The 6,280-nt window shown below is 39.7% G+C and carries 9 protein-coding genes; 3 read left to right on the forward strand and 6 right to left on the reverse strand.

From position 1 onward, the window contains the following. Positions 1–106: 106 nt before the first annotated feature. Genes OTG27_RS22165 through OTG27_RS22175 form a run of 3 tightly spaced genes read right to left on the reverse strand, consistent with a single transcriptional unit; the run spans position 107 to position 2,444 of the window. Entirely contained in the window at positions 107–1,159 is a 1,053-nt protein-coding gene (locus OTG27_RS22165) for an alpha/beta fold hydrolase (RefSeq protein WP_268938140.1), read from the reverse strand. Next, on the reverse strand, positions 1,152–1,655 hold the full coding sequence (locus tag OTG27_RS22170; RefSeq protein WP_268938141.1) for a hypothetical protein: 504 nt from the start codon (positions 1,653–1,655) through the stop codon (positions 1,152–1,154). Before OTG27_RS22170 ends, OTG27_RS22165 begins: the two co-directional genes overlap by 8 nt. Positions 1,656–1,682: 27 nt before the next feature. Continuing rightward, entirely contained in the window at positions 1,683–2,444 is a 762-nt protein-coding gene (locus tag OTG27_RS22175) for an SDR family oxidoreductase (RefSeq protein WP_057277435.1), read from the reverse strand. A gap of 374 nt (positions 2,445–2,818) precedes the next feature. On the opposite strand from OTG27_RS22175, the gene OTG27_RS22180 reads away from it, so the two are divergent. Then, positions 2,819–3,268 carry an OsmC family protein gene (locus OTG27_RS22180; RefSeq protein ID WP_268565789.1) on the forward strand — a complete coding sequence of 150 codons (450 nt, stop codon included), beginning with the start codon at positions 2,819–2,821 and terminating at the stop codon, positions 3,266–3,268. Between the two features lie 55 nt (positions 3,269–3,323). On the opposite strand, the gene OTG27_RS22185 is transcribed toward OTG27_RS22180, so the two are convergent. Continuing rightward, positions 3,324–3,575 carry a YkuS family protein gene (locus OTG27_RS22185; RefSeq protein ID WP_034307261.1) on the reverse strand — a complete coding sequence of 84 codons (252 nt, stop codon included), beginning with the start codon at positions 3,573–3,575 and terminating at the stop codon, positions 3,324–3,326. A gap of 98 nt (positions 3,576–3,673) precedes the next feature. Here OTG27_RS22185 and OTG27_RS22190 point away from each other — a divergent pair, with 98 nt between their 5' ends. Continuing rightward, entirely contained in the window at positions 3,674–3,808 is a 135-nt protein-coding gene (locus OTG27_RS22190; RefSeq protein WP_095392115.1) for a YuzL family protein, read from the forward strand. Between the two features lie 125 nt (positions 3,809–3,933). Here OTG27_RS22190 and OTG27_RS22195 read toward each other — a convergent pair whose 3' ends face one another. Then, positions 3,934–4,095 carry a hypothetical protein gene (locus OTG27_RS22195; protein WP_268565788.1) on the reverse strand — a complete coding sequence of 54 codons (162 nt, stop codon included), beginning with the start codon at positions 4,093–4,095 and terminating at the stop codon, positions 3,934–3,936. A 98-nt stretch (positions 4,096–4,193) separates the two neighbouring features. Between OTG27_RS22195 and OTG27_RS22200 the strand changes: the two genes are divergently transcribed. Further along, positions 4,194–4,385, forward strand: a complete 192-nt coding sequence (locus OTG27_RS22200; protein WP_063576027.1) for a hypothetical protein — start codon at positions 4,194–4,196, stop codon at positions 4,383–4,385. A gap of 228 nt (positions 4,386–4,613) precedes the next feature. On the opposite strand, the gene OTG27_RS22205 is transcribed toward OTG27_RS22200, so the two are convergent. Next, positions 4,614–5,552 carry a magnesium transporter CorA family protein gene (locus tag OTG27_RS22205; RefSeq protein WP_034307265.1) on the reverse strand — a complete coding sequence of 313 codons (939 nt, stop codon included), beginning with the start codon at positions 5,550–5,552 and terminating at the stop codon, positions 4,614–4,616. Between the last annotated feature and the right edge of the window lie 728 nt (positions 5,553–6,280).

The following is a 6,280-nucleotide window of genomic DNA, read 5'->3' on the forward strand; positions in this document are numbered from 1 at the left end:
ATTTTGAAAATATCAATGACGCAAAGCCTAAATACTCAACAACCGGCATGATTTTGATATCCTCACTGACGTTCAACACGTACATTTCACATCCCCCTAATTAATCTTATTGAATTGGTGAAGAACGCCCTGGCAGCCATTCCTTCAAATAATATGGGAGTACACCGGAATATTGTCTAGCAGCATGTCCACTTTTCAGTAGGCTATATGTCTTATCCTTACATGTTAAATGCTCCATTACCGGATAAATCATTTCCTGTGGGACCAGTCGATCATACTTACTTGCTATGACCAAAACACTAGCATCAATTTTCGATAGCTTCGCTTTTTTTCCCCTTACCTTAAAACCACCATTAACCAAGCTATTTTTTATCAATAAATCCTTGGTTATTTGTTTTGCGGCTGCTCCGGATAACGGTACATGCCCATTAGCCCAAGCATTGAAGCGGCGCCAGTTTTGAACGTATTTTTCATCATCCGCTTGATTCAATAAAGATAAATAAGGTGATATATAGACGGGTGATGTAATTAACCTGATACCATATTTAACTGCACTGGCCGGTATCGTTTGATAAATATCTATTGTCTCGTCAAAATCCGCTGTTCCTTCTTTTAACGCTTCCTGCCATTGATCAAAAAATTCCGAGGCACTGAAATCCACCGGGGTCACGGAAAGTATCAAATTCTTGATGGGCTCGTCTGCAATGGCAGCATATATTGCGGCTATTGTACCTCCGAGGCAAAACCCCATGACTGTAATTTCTGATGCTCCAGAGTGACGTAACGCACGCTGCACTCCTTTTTGAATATAATCGACGATATAATCTTCGATCGATATGTCACCATCTTCAAAGCCCGGGCTTCCAAAATCAAGCAAATACACATCAAAACCTTCATTTACAAAAGATTCTATTAAACTATTCCCCGGAGATAAATCAAGAATCAAAGGAGTATTGATGAGTGAATATATAAGAAAAACCGGTACATCATATTTTTTTTGTGCTGAGGGATAAAACCAAAGCGTTGATTTGTTTTTTTTCCACACCGCTATTTTCGGAGTCAGTCCCATTTCAGGCATTAGCTGATTGGGAATATCCAATAAATGTTGCCATTTAGTTTTGGATTCAGATTGATTTTTCGGCACTTTCCGCTTAGCCATTTGAATTCTCCTGACCAACTGAATTGAACTCAGGCAGCTGTGAGCTTAACAATAAGGAGTTATTTATAAAATCAGATAACCTTTTTTTACTCCCTTCCTTTTCATTGGATGCCAATCTTGATTTCTTTTTGATGCTGCGGGATGAATTGGCATTGCCTTTATTGCGAATTGAAGAATTACCCCCGACATTTCCGCCCCTACTCTCAACTAGTATAGAGACCAATTCTTCCAACCCATCAATTTTTTCTTCGAGTTGGATGACTAATTTCGCTAAACTCGCCACATCTTTTTTTGTTGGATAATTCATGATGATGGACATTCTTTCTGAGGTTTCCTGCAGACTATTTATTCTTGGTACCTGCATTTGCGCATTATTGCTCACTCTTTCGATTAATTCGCGATTATTCAGCAGATTTTGAATTTTACTATTCAGCTGTTGCTCTTTTTGTGTGCCCAGTAATTTAAGCCCTTTATAAAAATTGGATTTTTCCGCCATATATTTCTTCCTTCCTTTCTCCTCCGTTTATACTAATGCTGATATTCCACCGTCAATGATCAAAATATGGCCCACCATATAGTCAGAAGCCTGTGAGGCTAAAAAAACGGCGGCACCCTTTAAATCATCTTCATCGCCAAACCTGCCAGCCGGAGTTTTACCTAATATGTCATAGTTAGACTTTTCAAGAATTTTCTTTGTGATTTTAGTCGGGAAAAATCCAGGTGCAATTGCATTGACTTGAATGCCGTATCTAGCAAGTTTAACTCCTAAATCCTTGGTCATTGTAATGATGGCACCCTTACTGGTGTTATAAGCTATCGTATCCAAAAGCTCAGGAAACGTCCCGCCAAGACCTGACACCGATGCAATATTTATGATTTTTCCGGAATTTTGCTGCTTCATGACCTTCGCTACAGCCTGTGAAAACAGGAATGTACCTGTAACGTTAACATTCAATACTTTTTCCCACTTGTCCTTTGGAAGATCCAAAAGCGGACCTGACCAAGACGTACCGCTATTATTGACAAGAATATCAATCGTGCCGAATTGAGCAACCGTTTCCTGAACGACATGGTCAATGGCGCTCACATCGGTGATATCACATTCAAAGGCAACGGCATTAACACCCATCGATTGCAAGTCTTCACATACCTCCTCACATAAAGGCAGATTTCGTGAGGCAATGACTATATTTGCGCCAGCCTCTCCCAACGCCATGGCGATCTGTTTGCCCAGTCCTCTGCCGCCGCCGGTAATGATAGCCGTTTTATTAGTCAAATCGAACATATTACTCAATGTAGTCAACTTTTCAGCCCTTCCTTAATGAAGTATTATTTATATAAAACCGTCTATATCATTATAGAAAAGCCTATCCAATATTGTGCTTAAAATAGCCTAATGCCTCTGCCTTTTGTTTCATCAACATGTATCTTATATTTAATAAGCATGCTTCTGTCAGCTAGCAGAAATTGAGCCTGCTGGAAACGTAATTCGGCAGGGCGGTAATTTATTTGATCAATTCATTTCTTAGATCCGCACAGCGGTGGATTCTTTGCCATTTAAAAACTCCGGAAATCGCTGGATTATTTGACTGATTGAGCAAAATCGGATACTTAACCTGTTTTGTCGTTTACACTACAGAATAGTAAGGAGGTTAAAAAATGACAATACATCACTTTCATTTAACTGCGGAGTGGCCTGGCGGCAGAAATGATAGCGGCACGATTCATTCAGGGAATCTTCAAACACAGATAAGCATTCCTACGGAAATGGAAGGACCAGGGATTGGAACTAATCCCGATGAAATGCTGCTTGGAGCGGCATCGACCTGCTATATCATTACCTATGCTGCCATGTTAGAGCGGTCCCATATAGAAAAGGTGAGCTTGACCATGCAATCGGAAGCGTTAGTGGATGTTACGAATGGTGTATTCACCTATAAGAAAATCATTCATCGCCCCGCACTTATATTGGTGCCGGGTACTTCTGAAAAATTGGTTGAAAAAGCGGGGAGACTTGCTGAGAAAGCCGAGACTTCATGTATGATTTCCCGGGCGATCAAAGGGAATGTAGCAGTGGAATTGATTGCGGAAATTTCCATAGCACAGTAACCTTGAATAAACGGAAAAAGTGCCTAACCCTATATCGGTTTAGGCACTTTTTGAACTATTGAATGGTATTCACTTTATTTTCAACCTCGCGGCACACTTCATCAGCCGTTAAACCATTTGCCTCAATGATAGACGCTTTTAATGAAGTATCGCTTATACCCATTACATTACTTTCCAAACCTGTTACCACACAACAATCCACGTTTTTTGCGTCAGCTTCTTGTTTAATTTCCACAACATCAAAACCTTTTTCACGAAGTGCTTCCTGAATATTCGTTAATGATTCTTCAACACCGATTCTTGACATCAACACACACCTCCTCTACCTTCTAACCTGTCCTTATCCCCCTCAATATATGTATAGGATGCAAAGGAAATAGGAAAAGTAATATCGAGGTGATAAACATGAATGGAAAAAACAAGAAAGATGCTTCACAAACTCGTTTAGGTTCTTCTCAGGTAGAGGGGCAAGGTACCACTACAAAAGAAACCGGGTCCTTCACTCAACCCTCTTCACTTAAAAAGCAAAAGCGTACCTGATAAAAGTGAATCCTAAATCAACCATGAAATTCAAACCATGATACGAAAAAAACGCTTGGTTTATCCGCCAAGCGTTTTCCGCTGCATGTTTCTTTTTTGCTTTACAATAAAATCAGGGACTTCTCTTACATATTTTGCTTTCTGATTTCCTCTTGGATCTTTAGATCATTCAATTGATCTCCATCAATTGTTTTTGAATCCATTTTTCCTTTTCGGGCTCCATCTGGGTTTAAATCACTTGCCCTTAAATTATTATTGCGAGATGCTTGCTCGTTCCATTTGGTCATCTTGATCTCCTCCTCAGTCCTTTATCCTTCCCAAACCTAAGATTATTCATGAATACACCCCATCATTTATTGCAAAGATAAAAATGGAGGTGGTTTTATTGGAACCAAACAAACCTGGCAATAAGAATGTACCGGATTTTAAAGAGTTGAACGATCGTATCATAAGAGAAGCGTCACAGAGTCCCCGTTTAGTGATTAAAACCAATTTGGATGCAAAGAATGTAAATGATGAAAACCCTTATACAGATCGCATTAACAGTGAAGGTTTTTCTGATTTTTTTGAGGAATAAAACAAAAACATGCTTGGCAGCATCAACCTAATGGTTCTCGCACCAGTTGAACTATAATTGGAACGTAAGGTGCGAGACTCCTGCGGGAAAAGCGAGTCCATGAAAGACCCCACAAGCGCAAATGCGCCGAGGGCGGACAGCCCGCGGAAAGCGAGTGCCCTACGTTTCAATCAATGTTCCAAATTGCACAAACCCATAATAAAAACCGGCTTAATTAGCCGGTTAATCTTAAAAATATTTTTTCTTCCAGAAAATGAATGCAGTCGTCCCCGCCAAAGTGATGGCAATTAATAATGTAAAAATGAAAGCAAACCGATTATGTTCAAATGGCAGTTCCACATTCATTCCGTAAAAACTTGCCACCATCGTCGGAAGCGTTAATATAATGGTCACTGATGTTAGAAACTTCATGGCATTATTGACATTATTGGAAATGATCGAAGCGAATGCATCCATCATACCGCTAAGAATAGATAGATACACTTCTGCCATTTCGATAGCCTGAGCATTTTCGATGATTACATCCTCAAGCAATTCTTTATCTTCTTCATACATTTTCAGATAATTAAATCGGAGGATCTTATCAAGGACTACACGATTGGATTTCAATGATGTCGTAAAATAAACCAGGCTTTTTTCCAAAGCAAGGAAAGTGTATAATTCTTTATTTTTCATCGACTGATGTAATTCACGTTCGGCTTCATTAGTCATCTTGTTAATCTGTTTCAGGTAACGTAAATAATAGGATGAAATCTCGAATAATATTTGTAAAGCAAATCTCGTCTTCTTATTGGTGAAGAATCCTTTGATCTTATTGTTTTTGAAATTCGCCAATATCGGAGTTTCTTTCAGAGATACCGTAATGAAACAGTCTTTGGTAAAGATCATGCCTATGGGGATCGTTTCAAAAATCGGTAAGTCGGCTTCATCCCTGGTCAAATATGGGAAGTCGACAATTATTAAAACATTATCATCCTCTTTTTCGATTCGCGGTCTTTCCTCATCATCGAGTGGATCTTTCATGAAATTGATCGGTAACTTCAAAGTCGAGCATATATAATCTATTTCAGCTTCTGTGGGCGCGACAATGTTCACCCAGGAACCTTTTGTCATTTCCTCGATATTGTTCAGGTGACGGTTATCATCCGTCTTGTAGATTTCAATCATTTTTTGACCTCCTCTTCTATAGAGAAAGCCTTATTTACCTTCTTCGAGCAGATACTCAGGGAGAATAACAGTCTCGACTTCTAGCATCATATTGGCTTCCTCTTGCTTTCTGGGTTCAGGATCATAAGAACTGCTGCTCACTCGTATCCACTTCCTTTCGATTCTTTTATCTTAATCCTTATTCATTTAAAGTACAATAAAGAATTTAATACCTTGAATCCTTGTTCAGATTTCGTAATCATCTGACTTTTATCAATTGATAAATAAAATGCCACTACAAAAAAACGCTTGGCTAGCCACAAGCGACAGTTAGTAGATGGTTAGAAGTTGTTTTCCACTCCAGGCTCTCGCTTTCCGCGGGCGGTCCGTCCGGGAGCCTCCTCGGCGCAAGCCTGCGGGGTCTCCCTTTGACGCGCTTTTCCCGCAGGAGTCTCGTACCTTACGTTCCAATCAACTTTGTTTCAAATCATGGTTCGGAATGGTCTCATCCTGAACCTTGATTTTAAAGAATAGCTGGTTAACCTTCATGTTTTTTTACTTTTTATATGGATGAAACCCTCATTAGATTGAAGAAATTTGCGACACTCCTGCCGAAGTACTGGCTAGAAGAGAGACACCACAGGCGCTTGCTTTGAAACGGCATGGCAGACAGTCTTGCGGAAAAGGTGCGGATTTCTGAAATCAAAAGAACTTTTTAATTAAAAAAACTGCAGACAAACTGAACAAGT

Origin of the sequence: Peribacillus sp. AS_2 (assembly GCF_026891895.1) — a bacterium.
GTDB lineage: Bacteria > Bacillota > Bacilli > Bacillales > DSM-1321 > Peribacillus > Peribacillus frigoritolerans.

Bases quoted from the DNA above. Each gene is read 5' to 3' on its own strand.
- OTG27_RS22165 (WP_268938140.1), bottom strand. From the start codon at position 1,159: ATGGCTAAGCGGAAAGTGCCGAAAAATCAATCTGAATCCAAAACTAAA.
- OTG27_RS22190 (WP_095392115.1), top strand. From the start codon at position 3,674: ATGAATGGAAAAAACAAGAAAGATGCTTCACAAACTCGTTTAGGTTCT.
- OTG27_RS22175 (WP_057277435.1), bottom strand. From the start codon at position 2,444: ATGTTCGATTTGACTAATAAAACGGCTATCATTACCGGCGGCGGCAGA.
- OTG27_RS22185 (WP_034307261.1), bottom strand. From the start codon at position 3,575: ATGTCAAGAATCGGTGTTGAAGAATCATTAACGAATATTCAGGAAGCA.
- OTG27_RS22195 (WP_268565788.1), bottom strand. From the start codon at position 4,095: ATGACCAAATGGAACGAGCAAGCATCTCGCAATAATAATTTAAGGGCA.
- OTG27_RS22205 (WP_034307265.1), bottom strand. From the start codon at position 5,552: ATGATTGAAATCTACAAGACGGATGATAACCGTCACCTGAACAATATC.
- OTG27_RS22180 (WP_268565789.1), top strand. From the start codon at position 2,819: ATGACAATACATCACTTTCATTTAACTGCGGAGTGGCCTGGCGGCAGA.
- OTG27_RS22170 (WP_268938141.1), bottom strand. From the start codon at position 1,655: ATGGCGGAAAAATCCAATTTTTATAAAGGGCTTAAATTACTGGGCACA.